Raw genomic sequence first — 17,380 nt, forward strand, 5'->3', positions numbered from 1 at the left:
CATTCCCGGGCGCGAGAGAAACCGGGGACGGGCCGAAAGGCAAGACAGACGCGAGGGGAGGCCGCATGGCGAAGATCGCATTTCTCGGACTGGGCGTCATGGGATACCCCATGGCAGGGCATCTCGCGGCCGCGGGGCATTCCGTCACGGTCTACAACCGCACGGCCTCCAAGGCGGAAGCCTGGGTCGCGCAACATGGCGGCGACCGGGCCGCGACGCCGGCCGCGGCGGCGGCGGGTGCGGAATTCGTGATGGCGTGCGTCGGCAACGACGACGATCTGCGCGCGGTCTGCCTGGGGGAGGAGGGCGCCTTTGCCGGCATGGAGGCAGGCGCGGTCTTCGTGGATCACACCACCGTCTCGGCCCAGGTGACGCGCGAATTGCATGCCGCCGCGCGGGAGGCGGGCCTCGATTTCGTCGACGCGCCGATCTCGGGCGGCCAGGCGGGCGCCGAGAACGGGCAGCTGTCGATGATGTGCGGTGGCGAGGAGGACGTCTATGCCCGCGCCGAGCCCGTCATCGCGACCTACGCGAAGCTCTGCCGGCGCATCGGCGGCCCGGGGGCAGGCCAGATGACCAAGATGTGCAACCAGATCGCAATCGCCGGTCTCGTCCAGGCGCTGTCCGAGGCGGTGAACTTCGCGGAAAAGGCCGGCCTCGACGGCGAGAAGGTGTTCGAGGTCATCAGCCAGGGGGCCGCCGGGTCGTGGCAGATGGCGAACCGGGCGGAGACGATGCTCGCCGACCGGTTCGATTTCGGCTTCGCGGTGGACTGGATGCGCAAGGACCTCGGGATCTGCCTCGACACGGGCGACGAGATCGGCGCGGCGTTGCCCGTGACGGCGCTGGTGGACCAGTTCTACAAGGACGTGCAGGCGCTGGGTGGCGGGCGCTGGGACACGTCCTCGCTGGTGCGGAGGCTTCGCGCGCTCGACAGCCGCTAACCGGCGCAGGACCCCCGATCCAGGGTCCTGTGCTTGCCGGTCATGCTGTCGGGACGGGACATCCTCGCGGATGCCCCCGCGTCCCGCTCAGGCGAAAAGCTCCGCGAAACGGCCACGGTAGAGCGCGGAGAGCTCGGCGAGCGGCGCTTCGGCGCCGCCCATCCGTACCGCGTCGCCGGTGAAGCGCCCAACGGCGCGGACCGGCACGCCCGCCCTTCCCGCCGCGATCATCAGCGCCTCGGCCTGGTCGAAGTTGCAGGCGACGAGATAGCGCGCCTGGTCCTCGCCGAAGAGGGCGGGCATGTCGCTGTCGTCGAGGACCACGCCCACGCCCGCCGCCTCGGCCATCTCGAAGGCCGCAAGCGCAAGACCGCCGTCGGACAGGTCGGTGCAGGCGCGAATGAACGCGCGGTTTTCGAGGATGAAATCGCCGTTCCGCCGTTCGGCGAGAAGGTCGACATGCGGGGCGTCGCCGTCGGTGCGGTTGAACACCTCCCAAAGCAGCGCGGAGCGCCCGAGATGCCCGGCCGTTTCGCCCACCAGCAGCGCCACGTGCCCGTCCCGCACGGTTCCGGTGATGGCCTCGTCGAGATGCTCGATCAGCCCCACGCCGCCGATCGTGGGCGTGGGCAGGATCGGCTGGCCGTCCGTCTCGTTGTAAAGCGACACGTTGCCCGACACGATCGGCATGTCGAGCGCCCGGCAGGCCGCGCCGATCCCTTCGATCGCGCCGACGAACTGGCCCATGATCCCGGGCTTCTCGGGATTGCCGAAATTCAGGTTGTCGGTCGCGGCGAGCGGCCGCGCGCCCTTGGCGACGAGGTTTCGGAACGCCTCGGCCACCGCCTGCTTGCCGCCCTCGACCGGGTTCGCCTCGACATAGCGGGGCGTCACGTCACAGGTGAAGGCCAGCGCCTTCCCCGTGCCGTGCACCCGCACGATGGCCGCGCCGTGGCCGGGGCCCACCACCGTGTCGGCCATCACCATGTGGTCGTATTGCCGCCAGACCCATTCCCGCGAGCAGTAGTTGGGGCTGGCGATGAGCGCGCGGAGCGCGTCGATCGCGTCCACCTGCGGCACCTCGCCCAGGGGCTCGGGGTCGGGCGCGGGCTCCCAGGCGCGGTCGTATTCCGGCGCCTCGCCCGAGAGCGCACGCAGGGGCAGGTCGGCCTTCACCGCGCCATTGTGAATGACGAGGAAACGATCCTCCGGGATCGTTTCGCCGACGATCGCGAAATCGAGATCCCACTTGTCGAAGACAGCCTTGGCCTCGGCCTCCCGCGCGGGGTCGAGCACCATGAGCATCCGCTCCTGGCTTTCCGAGAGCATCATCTCGTAGGCGGTCATGGCCGCCTCGCGGCAGGGCACGGCGTCGAGGTCGAGCCGGATGCCGAGGCCGCCCTTGTCGCCCATCTCCACCGCCGAGCATGTGAGCCCCGCGGCGCCCATGTCCTGGATGGAGACGACCGCGCCCGTGACCATGAGTTCGAGACAGGCCTCCATCAGCCGCTTCTCGGTGAAGGGATCGCCCACCTGCACGGTGGGGCGCTTTTCCTCCAGCGTCTCGTCGAACTCCGCCGAGGCCATGGTGGCGCCGCCCACCCCGTCGCGGCCCGTCTTGGCGCCCAGATAGACCACCGGGCGCCCCACGCCCGAGGCGGCGGAATAGAAGATACGGTCGGCGTCGGCGAGCCCGGCGGCGAAGGCGTTGACGAGGCAGTTGCCGTCATAGGCCGGGTGGAAGCGGACCTCCCCGCCCACCGTGGGCACGCCGAAGGCGTTGCCGTAACCGCCGATCCCCTCGACCACCCCGTGGACGAGGGCGCGGGTGCGCGGGTGATCGGGCCGGCCGAAGGAGAGCGCGTTCATCGCCGCGATGGGCCGCGCGCCCATGGTGAAGACGTCGCGCAGGATTCCGCCCACCCCGGTGGCCGCGCCCTGGTAGGGCTCGATGTAGGAGGGGTGATTGTGGCTTTCCATCTTGAAGACGACGGCCTGCCCGTCGCCGATGTCCACCACGCCCGCGTTCTCGCCCGGCCCGCAGATCACCTGCGGCCCCTCGGTGGGCAGCGTGCGCAGCCATTTCTTCGACGACTTGTAGGAGCAGTGCTCGTTCCACATGGCCGAGAAGATGCCGAGCTCGGTGAAGGTCGGCTCCCGGTTCAGCAGGCGCAGGATGTTGGCGTATTCCGCGGGCTTCAGCCCGTGGGCTTCGACGATTTCGGGCGTGATGGCCGGTTCCTGCATGCGTCTTCCCAGTTTTCGCCAGTCGGCGCACGTCTTAGGACATGGCCGCGCCCGGGGGAAGGGGCGTTGCCGTGGCGCGCCACACCGTGGTATGCGGGTTCCCGGGAGGACGCCACCGCGATGAGCACCCCGCGGCTGACACTGCTGGTCCCGCTCGCGCGGCGCGCGCGCGACGTCGCCGCCGCGCTCATGGCGCCGTTCTGGCCCGGCGAGGACGTGCAGAGCGTGATTGCCCGCCTCGAGGCGCTGCCGCCCGCAAGACAGGCCGGTGCCGTGGGCGGCGTGCTGGGCCTGCTCTTTCTTCTCAGCCTCTTTTCGGCGCAGTTCGGCCTTCTGGGACTCGCGATCTTCTGGATTGGCGTCATTCTTCTCGTGGCGTGACAGCCTGCCGCAGCGCAGCACGCAAATGGTTGACGTAACGCGACTTTTGCGCGGTATTCTTTGGTATGCCATTGAAAAAACTGGTTTTTTGGGACTTGTCGCGTGATCCGCGCCTGTGACCGGCGCGTATCTTTACCACAACAGCGCAACAGGAAAGGATCACGTCATGGACAGCCTTCCAATCATTCTCTGCCTCGGGACGCTCGGCTTCGTGCTCGCGTTCGCCTACATCTCCGCACGGGTGACCGAAAAGCAGCGCCTCGACGGCGGGCGCCCGAAATCCTCTCTCTCGCGGGACGGCATCGAAGAGCGCATGCGCCGCAGGCTCGTGGACCCCTCCTGACCTCCGCCTTGCCGAACGAACCGGCCGCATCCCAGACAGGGTGCGGCCGTTTGCGTTTTACGGCGCGGGCAAAAAAAAATGGCCGAGACCAAGTCTCGGCCATAGTCCAACAGGGAGGTGAAGATGATGAGGCCCTTGGCGCCATCGCCTTCACTTGCCGAATTAGTGAGCGGTTTCGAGTCGATCAAGCACTAAGCCGGTGCCGGGACGACAATGCCGCCATGCGTTGCCAGCATGCCTCAACACGGTTGCGCTCACTCCGCCGCTTCGGCCCGGCGCTGGCGCCGGTAGGCGGCGATCTCCGACTGGACGAAGTCGCGGAAGGCGGCGATGCGGCGCGACTGGCGCAATTCCTCCGGATAGGCGAGAAAGACCGGCACCTCGTTGCTTTCCACGGTATCGAGTACCCTGACGAGATCCGGGAAGTCGTGCATCAGGTAGTCCGGCAGGACGCCGATCCCGAGATTGCTGAGCACGCCCTGCAGCACGCCGAAATAGTTGTTCACGGTCAGCGTGGAGCGGACGTTGTAGGTCATCAGGTGCTGCACGAGCGTCGCCCCCGCGCTGACCTGGACCGAGCTCGGACTCTGGCAGATCAGCCGGTGGCTGGCGATATCGTCGAGCGTCTCGGGACGCCCGGCAGCCTCGAGATAGGCGGGCGAGGCGTAAAGGCGCATCCGCACGCCCATCAGGCGCTTGCGGATCAGGTCGGCCTGCGAGGGTTCCTTCATGCGGATGGCCACGTCGGCCTCTCGCATGGGCAGGTCGAGCACGCGCTCCTCGAGCATCAGGTCGATCTTGAGGTCGGGATATTTCTCGTAGAGGCGGTGCAGGCGTCGGCTGAGCCATAGCGAGCCGAACCCCGTCGTGGTGGTGACCCGCAATTCGCCGAAGACCTCTTCCTCGCTGTCGCGGATGCGGGCCGAGGCGGCGTCGAGCCGCTTCGACATGGCCGATGTCGCGTCGAAGAGAAGCTCGCCCTGTTCGGTCAGGATGAGACCCCGCGCATGGCGGTGGAAAAGCGTCGCGTTCAGGCTTTCCTCGAGCGCGCGGATCTGACGGCTTACCGCGGATTGCGACAGGCCCAGCACCTCGCCCGCGTGGGTGAGACTTCCCGCGGCCGCGACCGCGTGAAAGATCCGCAACTTGTCCCAATCCATGATCGTATCGTTCCTCAACTTGCGCCCCCGCTCAAGCCCGTCCCCGACAATCATGCGGACCTTGTCGCATCCAGGTCTCTTTTCCGTGACGAAACGCGATCCGAATGGGCTATACGGGTCATGTGTTATGACCTATTATCCCGAACGGTAAATACTAGGTACCTTGCGTCAGGAGGATGCCAGATGAGCATTCAGAAGGTTTCCCTGGACGACCGGTTCGACCTGTCGAAATCGCCCGTTCTGCTGAACGGCACCCAGGCGCTCGTGCGCTTGATGCTGATGCAGAAGGCGCGCGATCGCGCGGCGGGACTGAACACCGCAGGCTATGTCACCGGCTACAGGGGCTCCCCGCTTGGCGCCGTGGACATGCAGATGGCCCGGGCCGCGAAGCCGCTCGCCGATGCGGATGTCCTCTTCCAGCCCGGTCTGAACGAGGATCTCGCCGCCACCGCGCTCTGGGGGAGCCAGCAGGCGGAACTGCGCGGCGAGGGGAAATACGACGGCGTCTTCGGGCTCTGGTACGGCAAGGGGCCGGGTGTCGACCGCTCGGGCGACGTGATGCGCCACGCCAACATGGCCGGAACATCGCCCAATGGCGGCGTGCTGATGGCGATGGGCGACGACCACACCGGCGAAAGCTCCACGGTGCTTCACCAGTCCGAGTGGGCGCTGGTGGACGCCTACATGCCCGTGGTGAGCCCGGCCGGCGTGCAGGAGATCCTGGATTACGGCATCTACGGCTGGGCGCTGTCGCGCTTCGCCGGTGTCTGGGTCGGGCTCAAGACGATGAAGGACACGATCGAGGCCACGGCGGTGGTCGATGGCCGGCCCGACCGGATGCAGCTCGTCCGGCCCGAGTTCGACCTGCCCGAGGGCGGGCTCAACATCCGGCTTCAGGACACCCCGCACGCGCAGGAAGCGCGGATGATCGACTTCAAACGCTTCGCCGCCGAAGCCTTCGCCCGCGCCAACAGCATCGACCGGCGCGTCTGGGGCAAGCCCGGCGCGAAGATCGGCTTCGTCGCGGCGGGCAAGAACTGGCTCGACCTCTGCCATGCGCTGTCGCTTCTCGGCATCGACGCGGCCGAAGCCGAGCGGTTGGGCATCACCACCTACAAGGTGGGCCAGACATTTCCGCTCGACATGCAGGGCTTTCACGACTGGGCCGAGGGGCTGGACCTCATCGTCGTCGTGGAGGAGAAGCGCAAGCTCATCGAGGTGCAGATCAAGGAGGCGATCTTCGACGACCGCCGGGGCCGCCGTGTCTATGGCTGGTACAAGGGCGGCGCGGGCTCCATGCACCGAGAGGAGCTTTTCCCGACCCGCGGCGCGCTCGACCCCGTCGGGATCGCCCAGAAGCTGGGCGAGATCCTCGTCGAGGAGGGGCGCGGCACCGACGCGATCCGCGCGGGGCTCGCCACGCTCGCCGAGGCGCGGCGCGCCGACAACGCCGAGGAGATCGCGACGCGCCAGCCCTGGTACTGCGCGGGCTGCCCGCACAACACCTCCACCCGCGTGCCCGAGGGCAGCCGCGCCTATGCGGGCATCGGCTGCCACTACATGGTGCAGTGGATGGACCGGAACACGCTCGGCTTCACCCACATGGGCGGGGAGGGCGCGAACTGGATCGGAGAGGCGCCCTTCTCGAAGACGCCGCACGTGTTCCAGAACCTGGGCGACGGCACCTACAATCACTCCGGCGTCCAGGCGATCCGCGCGGCACTCGCGGCGGGCACCAACATCACCTTCAAGATCCTCTACAACGACGCGGTGGCGATGACGGGCGGGCAGACGAACGAGGGCGGCCTCGCCCCCGACCGGATCGCCCGAGAGCTCGAAGCGATGGGCGTGGGCCGGATCGCGGTCGTCTTCGACGAGAAGGAAGAACCCGATTGGGCCGGGTTCCCGAAAACCGCGACGCGGCATCCGCGCGCCGACCTCGATACGGTGCAGACGGAATTGCGCGAAGTTCCGGGGGTTTCCGCGATCCTCTACATCCAGACCTGCGCCGCCGAGAAGCGCCGCCGCCGCAAGAAGGGCGCCTTTCCGGACCCGGACAGACGGGTCTTCATCAACCCGGACGTCTGCGAGGGCTGCGGCGATTGCGGAGTGCAGTCGAACTGCGTGGCCATCGTTCCCAAGGAGACGGCGCTCGGCCGCAAGCGCGAGATCGACCAGTCGGCCTGCAACAAGGATTTCTCCTGTCTCAAGGGCTTCTGCCCGTCCTTCGTGACGCTGGAGGGCGCGACGCCGCGCAAGCAGGCTACTGCCGAGCTCGAGCTGCCCGAGCTGCCGGACCCGGCGCTGCCGGCAATCCGCGGCACGCACAACCTGATCATCACCGGGGTGGGGGGCACCGGGGTCGTGACCGTGGGCGCGGTGCTCGCGCAGGCCGCGCAGATCGACGGCAAGGGCGCGGCGATGATGGAGATGGCGGGCCTCGCGCAGAAGGGCGGCGCGGTGCACATCCACTGCCGCATCGCCGAACGGCCCGAGGACATCACCGCGATCCGCGTGGCGACCGGCGAGGCCGATGCGCTGATCGGCGGCGATCTGGTGGTGAGCGCGGGCGCCAAGACGCTTGGCCTGACGGCGACGGGGCGCACCGGCGCCGTGGTCAACAGCCACGAGATCATGACCGGCGCCTTTACCCGCGACCCCGAGTTCCAACTGCCCAGCGGGCGGCTCGCGCTCGCGCTTGAGCGCCGTCTGAAGGACGATCTTCTCCTGCTCGACGCATCGGAACTGGCGCGCGCGGTGATGGGTGATTCGATCTTCTCGAACATGATGGTGTTCGGCGCGGCCTGGCAGCGCGGCCTCATCCCCGTCTCGGCCGAGGCGATCGCAGAAGCGATCCGCCTCAACGGCGCGGCGGTGACGGCCAATCTTCGCGCCTTCGAGGTGGGTCGCTGGGCTGCGGCGGCGCCGGAAGAGGCGGCGCGGCTTCTCGCCCCCAAGGTGGTGGACCTGCCCGCATCGGCCGAGGACAAGGCCGACTACCGTGAGCGGCACCTGCGCGACTACGCAGGACCGCGGCTCGCCCGGCGCTACCGGCGGCTGGTGGACAGCATCGAGGATGCCGAGCTTCGGGCCGCGGTGGCCGAGGGGTATCACAAGCTCCTGTCCTACAAGGACGAATACGAGGTGGCGCGGCTGCTTCTGTCCTCGCGCGAGAAGGCCGAGGCGGAATTCGACGGCGATTTCCGCATGACCTTCCATCTCGCCCCGCCGCTTCTTCCCGGCAAGGACGCAAACGGGCGGCCGAAGAAGCGCGCCTTCGGGGAGTGGATGGTCTGGCCGCTTCGCGCGCTGCGGCGCATGCGCGTGCTGCGCGGCACGCCGCTCGATCCCTTCGGCTACACGGCCGAGCGACGGATGGAGCGTGCGCTCCTGCGTCAGTACGAACGCGACATGGCGGAGGTTCTGCCCAAGGTGGACGACGCCACCCGGGAGATCGCCGTGGACCTCGCCCGGCTTCCGCTTTCGATCCGCGGCTTCGGGCCGGTGAAGCAGGCCAACGAGGCGGCGGCCGCGAAGCGTCGCGAGGCGCTTCTCGCCGCCTTCCGCGCGGGCGGCGCGCCCCTCCGGCAGGCGGCCGAGTAGCGCGGCCGTCACCCCGATGTCATGGGAACTGGAAAAAATCCGACTCCAGCTATAACTACGCAGCGACCGACGCGGAGAACAACCACCCATGGCCAGCCAGCGCCAGATCGCGCGCGACATCAGCTACTACCACTCCGCCCAGACGAAGGGCGGCCGCGCACTCATCAAGATGATGGAAAACCTCACCGGCCGGATCAGCCTGATCCGGCGCGCCAGGGGGTACGAGCACGAGGTGGCCGCCGGCCGGGACTTCTGGGAAGTCATGGTGGAGCGCTACGGCCTCTCGCTCGAGGTGATCGGCGGCACGCTCGATTCCATCCCGCGCAAGGGGCCGCTGATCCTGCTTGCCAACCACCCCTACGGGATCCTCGACGGGCTGATGATGGGATACATCCTGTCGGTGCTGCGGGGCGATTTCCGCATCCTCGCCCACAAGGTCTTTCGCAAGGCGGAGGACCTGAACCGGGTCATCCTGCCGATCAACTTCGACGACACGAAGGACGCGGTGCGCGAGACGCTGGAGACCCGCAAGGAGGCGTTGTCCTACCTCGCCGCGGGCGGCGCGATGGGCGTCTTTCCCGGCGGCACCGTCTCGACGGCGGCGCGGCCCTTCGCGCGGCCGATGGACCCGGGCTGGCGCAGCTTCACGGCGCGGATGGTGGCGAAATCGGGGGCCCAGGTCGTGCCGATCTTCTTCGACGGCACGAATTCGCGCATGTTCCAGCTGGCCAGCCACCTGCATTACACGCTGCGCATGGGGCTTCTGATCTCGGAATTCCGCAAGCGGGTGGACACGCCGGTGCGCGTGGTGATCGGAGAGCCCATCGCGGCCGAAGAACTCGCCGCCCGGGCGCGCGATTCGCGCCAGATGATGGACTTCCTGCGCCGCAAGACCTATGAGCTGTCGCCGGAGCCGCTTGCGTCCTACGACTACGGCTTCGAGTTCGAGGACAGGCACCGCGCCTGAGAAAGCGCAGCACATGGCGGTGGGCATTTTCGATTCGGGTCTCGGCGGGCTGACCGTTCTGGACGCGGTGGCGCGCCGATTGCCGGACGTCCCCTTCGTCTACCTGGGCGACAACGCCCACGCCCCCTACGGCGTGCGCGATGCCGACGACATCACCGAACTCACCAAGCGCGGGGTCGCCCGGCTGTGGGAAGAGGGCTGCGACCTGGTCGTGCTGGCCTGCAACACGGCGTCCGCGGCGGCGCTGCGTCGTCTCCAGGAGACCTGGGTGCCCCCCGACAAGCGCGTGCTCGGCGTGTTCGTGCCGCTGATCGAGGCGTTGACGGAGCGGCAGTGGGGCGACAACTCGCCACCACGCGAGGTCGCCCTGAAGAACGTGGCGCTTTTCGCCACGCCCGCGACGGTGGCGTCCCGCGCGTTCCAGCGCGAGCTTGCGTTCCGCGCGATCGGCGTGGACGTCGAGGCGCAGGCCTGTGGCGGGGTGGTCGACGCCATCGAGGAGGGCGACCTGATCCTTGCCGAGGCGCTGGTCCGCAGCCATGTGGAGGCGCTCTTGCGCAAGATGCCCGATCCCCAGGCGGCGGTGCTGGGTTGCACCCATTATCCGCTGGTCGAGGACGTGTTCCGCGCGGCGCTCGGCCCTCATGTCGCGGTCTACTCCCAGCCCGAGATCGTCGCCGAAAGCCTTGCCGACTACGTTGCCCGGCGCCCCGAGATGGTGGGCCCCGGCGCCACGGCGGGTTTTCTGACCACGGGCGATCCGCGCCGCGTGAGCGATCGCGCGGTGCAGTTTCTTCGACGCGAGATCGCCTTCGCCGCCGTCTGAAATCAACAATGCTTCGGAAGACATTCACATGACAGCGAAAATCGCGATTCTCGGCGCGTCCGGCTACACCGGTGCAGAGCTTGTCCGGCTCATCGCCACCCATGGCGGCATGGAGATCGTGGCGCTGACCGCGGACCGCAAGGCGGGGCAGGCGATGGGGCAGGTCTTTCCGCATCTGCGCCATCTCGGCCTGCCTCCGCTTGCGCGGATCGAAGAGGTCGATTTCGCCGGTATCGACCTGGTCTTCTGCGCGCTGCCCCACGCCACGAGCCAGGCGGTGATCGCCGACCTGCCGCGCGGCGTGAAGATCGTGGACCTTTCCGCCGACTTCCGGCTTCGCAGCCCGGAAGACTACGAGACGTGGTACGGAAAGCCCCACGGCGCGCAGGATCTGCAGGCCGAGGCCGTCTACGGTCTGACCGAGTTCTACCGCGAGCAAATTCGCGCCGCGCGGCTGGTCGCCGGCACGGGCTGCAACGCCGCCGCGGGGCAGTATGCGCTGCGTCCGCTCGTGGCGGGCGGACTGATCGACCTCGACGACATCGTTCTCGACCTCAAATGCGCGGTGTCGGGCGCCGGTCGGTCGCTGAAGGAGCCTCTGCTGCATGCCGAACTCTCCGAGGGCTATCATGCCTACGGCTACGGGGGCACGCACCGGCATCTGGGCGAGTTCGACCAGGAGTTCTCGGCCCTCGCGGGCCGTCCCGTTCACGTGCAGTTCACGCCCCACCTCATGCCGGCGAACCGCGGCATCCTCGCCACCGCCTACGTGAAGGGCGAGGCGCCGGCGATCCACGACACGCTGTCGCAGGCCTATCGCGACGAGGCGTTCCTGCAGGTGTTGCCGTTTGGCGAATTGCCGTCGACTCGCCATGTAAGGGGTTCGAATTACTGCCATATCGGCGTCTCTGGCGACCGGGTTCCGGGGCGCGCGATGGTGGTGGCCGCCCTCGACAACCTGACCAAGGGCTCGTCCGGTCAGGCTTTGCAGAACGCGAACCTGATGCTACATATACCAGAGCATACAGGGCTCATGCTGGCGCCCTGTTTCCCGTGAGATCGAGGGCGGTGCGCGCATGAAAGGCCTGAAAAAGAAACGTCGGATCCAAGTGATCATGGTCGCCGCGTTCGCGCTCGTCCTGTCCACCGGGCTGATCGGCTATGCCATGCGGGACGGCATCAACTTCTTCCGCGCCCCGAGCCAGGTTCTGGCCGAACCGCCCGCGCCGACCGAAACGTTCCGGTTGGGCGGGCTGGTCGAAAGCGGCACGCTGATGCGCGGGCAGGGCGAGACCGTCAGCTTCTCGGTGACGGATGGCGGCGCCTCCATCCCCGTGCGCTTCACCGGGGTCCTGCCCGATCTCTTCGCGGAAAACGAGGGCATGGTCGGGACCGGACGCTTCGTGGACGGCGTGTTCGTGGCCGACGAGATCCTTGCCAAGCATGACGAGACCTACATGCCCAAGGAAGTCGCGGACGCGCTCAAGGAGCAGGGCGTGTACAAGCCCTCCTCCGGCGGGTCCTGACCTGCCCGCGCAGCAACACGCAACGCACGCTCCCCCAGCGCGCTCTTAACCGCAGAGCGCCAGCTTTCCCGCACCACTCAGGCAGAGGTGCGGGACGATGCCAGGCATTCGCGAAATCGCCGAGGAGATCGTCGCCCGGGAAGGCGGGTTCGTGAACGATCCAGATGATCCGGGCGGCGCAACAAATCACGGCGTGACCATCCACACCCTTCGGCGCCTCGGGCGCGACCTCGACGGGGACGGGAGGGTGACGGAAAACGACGTCCGGCGCCTCACGAAGCGCGAGGCGGTAGACATTTTCGTGCGCCACTATTTCGAGAGACCGGGGCTCGCGCGCCTGCCCGACGCGCTTCAGCCGCAGCTCTTCGACATGTACGTCAACGCCGGCGCCAACGCGGTCCGTATCCTTCAGCGGCTTCTGGGCGATATGAGCCTGCGCGTGACGGTGGATGGCATCATCGGGCCCGAGACCGAGGCGGCGGCAACCCGGGCCACGGCGGCCGCGCCCGATCACATCGCCGACGCTTACGGTATTGCGCGGCGCAACTACTATTTGCGGCTCGCCGACGCGCGCCCGGCCAGCCGCAAATACGCCCGAACGCGCACGGGCGGAAAGGGCGGCTGGATCCTTCGGGCCGAGCATTTCATCGCGCCGCGCTTTCGCATGACGGACGAGCAATTCGCGGAAAGGACGTCGGCATGGGACTGATTGGCCGGTTTCTGGACATTCTCTTTGGTGGCGAGCGCAACGTCCTCGCCGATACGGCGGAAGTCTTCCGCGTGAACGCCGAGGCCGAGGCGCGCCGCAACGCCGATTTCCGTCAGGCGGCGCTTGCCCAGTTCGCGGCCGAATTCGCCCTGCCGCGCCGGGGACGTTTCGATCGCTTCATCGACGCCGCCAATCGCATACCGCGCCCGGCCATGGCGCTCGGCACGCTCGCGCTTTTCGGCGCGGCGATGGCGTCGCCCGTCTGGTTCGCCGAGAGGATGCAGGGCCTCGCCGTCGTGCCAGAGCCTCTCTGGTGGCTTCTGGGCGCGATCGTCAGCTTCTATTTCGGCGCGCGCCACCAAGCCAAGGGCCAGGAGTTCCAGCGCGAGGCGGCGCTCGGCCTTGCCCGTGCCCACGAACTGGCAGAGGCGGCGGCGCAGCGCATGACACGCGCGGAGGCGGCAGAGACGGCAGAGACCACAGGCGCGGCGCCGCGCGCCGTGCCTCCGGATGCGGTCGCAGAGAACGCGGCGCTTGCGGAATGGCGTGCCTTGCGCGGGGCCGGCGCGACAAGCTGATGCGGGTGCACCGAATCCGATTGGCCGGACGCGCGCGCCCCGCTATATTCGGGGCATGATTACAGAACTCGGCCACTTCGCCCTCGTCCTCGCCTTTCTGGTCGCAATCTTCCAGACCGTCGTGCCGCTCGTCGGCGCGCACAGGCGCTGGCCCGGCTGGATGGCCGTGGCCGAACCCGCGGCCACCACGCAGTTCATGCTGCTGGCGTTTTCCTTCGCGGCGCTCACCTGGGCGTTCGTGACCTCCGATTTCAGCCTCCGCCTGGTGGTGCTGAACTCGCACTCGGCCAAGCCGCTCATCTACAAGATCACGGGCGTGTGGGGGAATCACGAAGGGTCGATGCTGCTCTGGGTGCTGATCCTCGCGCTCTTCGGCGCGATGGCGGCGTGGTTCGGCAACAACCTGCCGCCCACGCTCCGCGCGCGGGTGCTGGCCGTGCAGGGCATGATCGGCGTCGCCTTCCTGGCCTTCATCCTCTTCACGTCGAACCCCTTCCTGCGCATGGCGGTGCCACCCTTCGACGGGCAGGACCTCAACCCGCTCCTGCAGGACCCCGGCCTCGCGCTGCATCCGCCCTTCCTCTACCTGGGTTACGTGGGCCTCTCGATCTGTTTCAGCTTCGCGGTCGCGGCCCTGATCGAGGGTAGGGTGGACGCCGCGTGGGGACGCTGGGTGCGGCCGTGGACCCTCGCGGCCTGGGTTTTCCTGACCATCGGCATCGCGCTCGGCTCCTGGTGGGCGTATTACGAGCTCGGCTGGGGCGGTTTCTGGTTCTGGGACCCGGTGGAAAACGCCTCCTTCATGCCGTGGCTCCTCGCCGTTGCGCTGCTGCATTCGGCGATCGTGGTCGAGAAGCGCGAAGCGTTGAAAAGCTGGACGATCCTCCTTGCCATCCTGGCTTTCGGGTTCTCGCTGATCGGCACGTTCATCGTGCGCTCGGGCCTTCTGACCAGCGTTCACGCCTTCGCCACCGATCCCGAGCGCGGGGTGTTCATCCTGATGATCCTCGCGGCCTTCATGGGCGGCGCACTGATCCTTTTCGCCGCACGCGCCAGCGTGATGGAGGCGCGGGGCGTCTTCGGCGTGGTCAGCCGCGAAAGTGCACTCGTCGCAAATAACGTGCTTCTGGCCGTGTCCTGTTTCGTCGTTTTCGTGGGGACGCTCTGGCCGATGGTGGCCGAGATGTTCTTCGACCGGAAGCTCAGCGTGGGCCCGCCCTTCTTCGACGCCGCTTTCACGCCCTTCATGGTCGTGCTCGGGGCGATCCTGCCCCTGGGCGCGGTCATGCCCTGGAAGCGGGCCCGGCTTGGCAAGTCGCTGCGCACGCTGACGCCTGCGCTGATCCTCGCCCTTGCGGTGGGCGGGCTTGTCTGGACGATGCAGACGGGCAATTCGCTCCTCGGACCTATCGGTCTCATGCTCGGCGCGTGGCTCGTCTCGGGCGCGGCCATGGATCTCTGGCAGCGCGCGGGACGGCGTGCCGTCCGCCTGCGCCGACTGCCGCGGGCCGACTGGGGCCGCGCGGTCGCACATGCCGGGTTCGGCGTCATCATCGTCGGCATCGCCGGGCTGACCGCATGGGAAAAGGAAGACATCCGGGTCGTTCAGGAGGGCGAGAGCTGGAGCGTCGAGAATTTCGTGCTGACGCTCGAGGGGGTCGAGGAGCTGCCCTACGATCCCACTGTCGGCCGGAATTATTACTCCACGATGGCGCGGGTCGCGCTGGCGACCGAAGATGGGGGCCAGGTGGCCACGCTTACGCCCGAAAAGAGGAACTACCCCGTGGCCCGGATGCCCACCACAGAGGCGGCCATCGATTACCGCCTCCTGCGTGACGTCTATGTCGTGATCGGCGATCCGCAGGACAATGGCGGCTGGGCCGTGCGAACCTACATCAAGCCGCTGGCGAACTGGATCTGGGCGGGCTCTGCGCTGATGGCGCTGGGCGGCGCGCTCAGCCTGTCGGACCGTCGCTACCGGGTGGCGGCCGGGGCACGACGCCAGCGTGAGAAGCTGGAGCCGCGCGGGGTGCCGGCGGAATGAGGCGATTGCTGCTTGTCCTGACGCTGGTCCTCGCAACGCCGCTCGCCGCGCTTCAGCCGGACGAGGTGCTGGACGATCCGGCACTGGAGGAACGAGCGCGGGAGTTGTCCGAGGGTCTTCGCTGCCTCGTCTGCCGCAACGAGAGCATCGACGAATCGAACGCGCCGCTTGCCCGCGACCTCCGGCTTCTGGTGCGCGAACGGCTGGTGGCCGGCGACAGCGACGCCGAAGTGGTGGAGTTCGTCGTCGATCGTTACGGCGAATATGTTCTGCTTCGCCCCACGGCAACCGGCGCGAACTGGATCCTGTGGGGCGCCGCGCCCGCGATGCTGCTTGTCGGGCTGCTGATCGCGGGTTTCTACCTGCGGGGCAGGTCGCGAGCGCAGACGCCCTCGGATGAAAGCCTGAGCTCCGACGAGCGGGCGCGCCTCGAAGCCCTGCTGAGAGAGTGAGCGCGGGCACGGCGCGCCTTTTGTCTTTCCTCCGTCGTCCTGTCCGGTAGAACGCGGCAAAGACGCATCGGAGGAGGGGACATGGATTACCAGACCATCACGCTCGAGATCGTGGACGAGACAGCGGTCGTCACGCTGAACCGGCCCGACAAGATGAACGCGCTCAACACCCAGATGCGAGCAGAGATCGGGGACGCGGTCAGCACGGCCGGGACGCAGGCGCGCGTCGTCGTGCTGACCGGCGCGGGGCGCGCCTTTTGTTCGGGGCAGGATCTCGGCGACCGGGCCAACGCCGACGAGATGGATCTGGAACGCGTGCTGCGGGACGAGTATGTGCCCATGCTGCGCGCGATCTATGACTGCCCTGTCCCGGTGCTGAGCGCGGTGAACGGTCCCGCCGCCGGGGCCGGCGCGAACCTTGCCTTGTCGGCCGACGTGGTGATCGCCGCCGAGAGCGCGTATTTCGTTCAGGCCTTCACGCGGATCGGGCTGATTCCCGACGCGGGGGGCACCTGGATTCTGCCGCGGCAAATGGGGCTGGCCAAGGCCATGGGCGCCGCCCTCTTCGCCGAGCGCATTCCGGCCCGCCAGGCCGATGCGTGGGGCATGATCTGGGAGGCCGTGGCCGACGACGCCTTCGAGGAGCGCTGGCGCGGACGCGCCGAGCACCTTGCCAAGGGCCCGACGCAGGCGTTCAACGCGGTGCGCCAGGCGATCCGCGGCGCCTTCGAGGCCACGCTGGACGATCAGCTTCTGCTGGAGGCGCGCTTGCAGGGCGAATGCGGCAAGAGCCGGGATTTCAAGGAAGGCGTTCTTGCCTTCCTCGAGAAGCGCCCCGCGACCTTCGAGGGGCGCTGAAGCCGTTCAGTTGCCCGTGCCGCTGGCGTAGGCGTCGGCGAAGCCGTGATTGGTGTCGCGGTGATGCGCCTCGTCGGCGCGCACCGCGATCACGACATCGCGCAGCCGCGCGTCTGGCGGCAGGTCCCAGTACTCGATCGCGATCGCGGGCGCCGGCGGGTTGTCCGCGCGGCCCGCGTCGATCTCTCCCAGGTAGTTCGTGTAGCTTACCACGGCTTCTTCCTCCAGATAGCCGACGACGCGATGCGCGGTGCGCGGCGCGAACAGGTAGAGCCAGAAGTAGAAGTTGTAGAACACCGCCTGCCCGAAGAGGATCAGGCCCCGTTCGACGCGCGTGGGCTGCGCGATCTTGATGAAGGTCATCAGGTGCATCCGCTCGTTTTCCGCCTCGTCCAGCAATTCGCGGATCCATCCCTGGTCGTCGCGGATGTGGCGGATCGCCTTGAGGTGCTGCAAGAGCCCGCCGACCATGCCGGGAACGGCGGCGACAGTTTCCAGCACCACGGCGCGGTGGCCGTAACGGCTTGCGAAGAAACGATCGGCGAAGAAGCGCATCGCCTTGACCACGCGCAGCGCGACGCGATCGTGAACGTCGCGGGGCGCCACATGCACGGGCACGAATTCGGCGCCTTGCGTGTCGATGCGGCGGGGCTGTTCCATCTCTTTCTCCTGTCTTCATGTTCCTGACAGAAAAGATAGGAGACTTGGCGCGCTCCGCAGCCTGCGACCGCTGCGGCAAAGC

Annotated in this window: 16 protein-coding genes; 13 read left to right on the plus strand and 3 right to left on the minus strand. The window is 67.9% G+C overall.

Annotation, left to right across the window (positions count from 1 at the left end):
* The first annotated feature begins 65 nt into the window (after positions 1-65).
* Positions 66-944: an NAD(P)-dependent oxidoreductase gene (locus AB6A65_RS10530; protein WP_371038340.1), complete on the plus strand. Its 879-nt coding sequence runs from the start codon at positions 66-68 to the stop codon at positions 942-944.
* Positions 945-1,031: 87 nt separating this feature from the next.
* On the opposite strand, the gene purL is transcribed toward AB6A65_RS10530, so the two are convergent.
* Entirely contained in the window at positions 1,032-3,191 is a 2,160-nt protein-coding gene (gene purL / locus AB6A65_RS10535) for a phosphoribosylformylglycinamidine synthase subunit PurL (RefSeq protein WP_371038341.1), read from the minus strand.
* A 120-nt stretch (positions 3,192-3,311) separates the two neighbouring features.
* Here purL and AB6A65_RS10540 point away from each other — a divergent pair, with 120 nt between their 5' ends.
* Together AB6A65_RS10540 and AB6A65_RS10545 are read left to right on the plus strand one after the other, a co-directional pair.
* Positions 3,312-3,572, plus strand: coding sequence for a hypothetical protein (locus AB6A65_RS10540; protein ID WP_371038342.1), 261 nt, complete (start codon positions 3,312-3,314; stop codon positions 3,570-3,572).
* A gap of 166 nt (positions 3,573-3,738) precedes the next feature.
* On the plus strand, positions 3,739-3,915 hold the full coding sequence (locus tag AB6A65_RS10545) for a hypothetical protein (protein ID WP_371038343.1): 177 nt from the start codon (positions 3,739-3,741) through the stop codon (positions 3,913-3,915).
* 254 nt (positions 3,916-4,169) lie between these two features.
* On the opposite strand, the gene AB6A65_RS10550 is transcribed toward AB6A65_RS10545, so the two are convergent.
* Complete coding sequence (locus AB6A65_RS10550; RefSeq protein WP_371038344.1) at positions 4,170-5,075, minus strand: LysR family transcriptional regulator; 906 nt, start codon at positions 5,073-5,075, stop codon at positions 4,170-4,172.
* A gap of 183 nt (positions 5,076-5,258) precedes the next feature.
* Here AB6A65_RS10550 and AB6A65_RS10555 point away from each other — a divergent pair, with 183 nt between their 5' ends.
* From AB6A65_RS10555 to AB6A65_RS10600, 10 genes are all read left to right on the plus strand, one after another.
* Positions 5,259-8,678 (plus strand): indolepyruvate ferredoxin oxidoreductase family protein, encoded by a 3,420-nt coding sequence (locus AB6A65_RS10555; RefSeq protein WP_371038345.1) that lies wholly within the window; start codon positions 5,259-5,261, stop codon positions 8,676-8,678.
* 88 nt (positions 8,679-8,766) lie between these two features.
* Positions 8,767-9,645 carry a lysophospholipid acyltransferase family protein gene (locus AB6A65_RS10560; protein ID WP_371038346.1) on the plus strand — a complete coding sequence of 293 codons (879 nt, stop codon included), beginning with the start codon at positions 8,767-8,769 and terminating at the stop codon, positions 9,643-9,645.
* Between the two features lie 13 nt (positions 9,646-9,658).
* A complete protein-coding gene (locus tag AB6A65_RS10565) occupies positions 9,659-10,471 on the plus strand; it encodes a glutamate racemase (protein WP_371038347.1) in 813 nt (270 codons plus the stop codon).
* Positions 10,472-10,499: 28 nt separating this feature from the next.
* The gene (gene argC, locus AB6A65_RS10570) at positions 10,500-11,528 is read left to right on the plus strand and encodes an N-acetyl-gamma-glutamyl-phosphate reductase (protein WP_371038348.1); all 1,029 of its coding nucleotides are present in this window, start codon (positions 10,500-10,502) and stop codon (positions 11,526-11,528) included.
* Between the two features lie 19 nt (positions 11,529-11,547).
* The gene (ccmE, locus tag AB6A65_RS10575) at positions 11,548-11,997 is read left to right on the plus strand and encodes a cytochrome c maturation protein CcmE (RefSeq protein WP_371038349.1); all 450 of its coding nucleotides are present in this window, start codon (positions 11,548-11,550) and stop codon (positions 11,995-11,997) included.
* A 97-nt stretch (positions 11,998-12,094) separates the two neighbouring features.
* On the plus strand, positions 12,095-12,706 hold the full coding sequence (locus AB6A65_RS10580) for a holin-associated N-acetylmuramidase (RefSeq protein WP_371038350.1): 612 nt from the start codon (positions 12,095-12,097) through the stop codon (positions 12,704-12,706).
* Positions 12,697-13,284 carry a holin family protein gene (locus AB6A65_RS10585; protein WP_371038351.1) on the plus strand — a complete coding sequence of 196 codons (588 nt, stop codon included), beginning with the start codon at positions 12,697-12,699 and terminating at the stop codon, positions 13,282-13,284. Before AB6A65_RS10580 ends, AB6A65_RS10585 begins: the two co-directional genes overlap by 10 nt.
* Before the next feature lie 55 nt (positions 13,285-13,339).
* Positions 13,340-15,328, plus strand: coding sequence for a heme lyase CcmF/NrfE family subunit (locus AB6A65_RS10590; protein WP_371038352.1), 1,989 nt, complete (start codon positions 13,340-13,342; stop codon positions 15,326-15,328).
* Complete coding sequence (locus AB6A65_RS10595; RefSeq protein ID WP_371038353.1) at positions 15,325-15,780, plus strand: cytochrome c-type biogenesis protein CcmH; 456 nt, start codon at positions 15,325-15,327, stop codon at positions 15,778-15,780. Before AB6A65_RS10590 ends, AB6A65_RS10595 begins: the two co-directional genes overlap by 4 nt.
* Before the next feature lie 81 nt (positions 15,781-15,861).
* Complete coding sequence (locus AB6A65_RS10600; protein ID WP_371038354.1) at positions 15,862-16,638, plus strand: enoyl-CoA hydratase-related protein; 777 nt, start codon at positions 15,862-15,864, stop codon at positions 16,636-16,638.
* A gap of 6 nt (positions 16,639-16,644) precedes the next feature.
* Here the strand turns inward: AB6A65_RS10600 and AB6A65_RS10605 are convergent, their stop codons facing one another.
* Positions 16,645-17,298: an alternative oxidase gene (locus tag AB6A65_RS10605; protein WP_371038355.1), complete on the minus strand. Its 654-nt coding sequence runs from the start codon at positions 17,296-17,298 to the stop codon at positions 16,645-16,647.
* Between the last annotated feature and the right edge of the window lie 82 nt (positions 17,299-17,380).

It is taken from the genome of Rhodosalinus sp. FB01, assembly GCF_041365715.1.
Taxonomy (GTDB): Bacteria; Pseudomonadota; Alphaproteobacteria; order Rhodobacterales; family Rhodobacteraceae; genus Rhodosalinus.